This is a genomic window from Paucilactobacillus vaccinostercus DSM 20634 (genome assembly GCF_001436295.1).
Classification (GTDB): Bacteria; Bacillota; Bacilli; order Lactobacillales; family Lactobacillaceae; genus Paucilactobacillus; species Paucilactobacillus vaccinostercus.
In genome coordinates this window covers 1-591 of record NZ_AYYY01000015.1, presented here as the reverse complement: position 1 = coordinate 591, position 591 = coordinate 1, and the positions used below count along the sequence as shown (strand labels likewise).

The following is a 591-nucleotide window of genomic DNA, read 5'->3' as shown; positions in this document are numbered from 1 at the left end:
TTTGAACCTGGCGTAAATGCATGGCATGTAAAGCGATCATTGCACTGGCCCCGTCTCGATCAGAGACGTTCGCTCGCGTCATGTGAATGGCCTGCGGAAAGCCATTGATATCAACTGCCAGATGGCGCTTAATCCCCGAGATTTTCTTACCAGCGTCGTAACCTTTGTTTTCAGCAGTAGCGGTGTTTTTGACGCTCTGAGCGTCAACGATAATAAAGGAAGTTAAAGCTGAACGTCCTTGGTAAGTTCGCCGAGCAATGACAATTTTTTTAAAACTTGTTCCAATAAAGAATCAGCCGTAGGCTCAGCTTTAGTTGACCAAATTTTGTAATAGTTGTAAACTGACCGCCATTCTGGGAAATCACCGGGGACTTGACGCCATTGGCAACCGGTTTTCAAGACATATAGGACCGCACAGAAGACCTCGTAGAGGTCATATTTTCGAGGCTTAGTTCGCTTACGAAAATTTTCTAAAGCTGGTCGAATTAATTCAAATTGTTGCCGAGTAATATTGCTGGGATAATTTTTCATAGCTTAAACTCGCTTTTTACATAGAAGTATATCAAAAATCATAGATCTTGGACAGCTTCT

At 42.6% G+C, this 591-nt stretch carries 1 pseudogene; it reads right to left on the bottom strand.

Annotation, left to right across the window (positions count from 1 at the left end):
* A pseudogene (locus FC26_RS12465) lies at nt 1–531 on the bottom strand (IS5 family transposase); the annotation flags it as partial.
* Nucleotides 532–591: the final 60 nt, after the last annotated feature.